At 72.0% G+C, this 232-nt stretch carries 1 protein-coding gene; it reads right to left on the bottom strand.

Going from position 1 to position 232, the window contains the following annotated elements; genetic code table 11:
* The coding region (locus ACCD05_RS32120; protein ID WP_413397736.1) for an amidohydrolase family protein at nt 1–232 on the bottom strand (232 nt) is incomplete at both ends.

Below are 232 nucleotides of genomic sequence, written 5' to 3'. Positions count from 1 at the left end.
GTGCAGCACCAGCTCCTTGGCGCGGTCGCGGAAGATGCCGGTCGGGAAGCCATCCTCCTCCCGATCGAAGCTGCCGGCGTAGTTGACGTCGGCGGGCGGATCGGGCGTGCGGGCGTCGATGCCGAGCGCCCGCAGCGCGGCGGTATTGGCGACGAGCTTGTTCCAGACGCGCTGCAGTACGACCGGGTGGTCCGGCGCGACGGCGTCGAGGTCGTGCCGCGTCGGCATCCGC

Origin of the sequence: Rhizobium sp. Rhizsp42 (assembly GCF_047304155.1) — a bacterium.
In the GTDB taxonomy this organism is placed as follows: domain Bacteria; phylum Pseudomonadota; class Alphaproteobacteria; order Rhizobiales; family Rhizobiaceae; genus Rhizobium.
The sequence above is the reverse complement of the archived record's forward strand: the minus strand, read 5'-3'. Positions and strand labels throughout refer to the sequence as shown.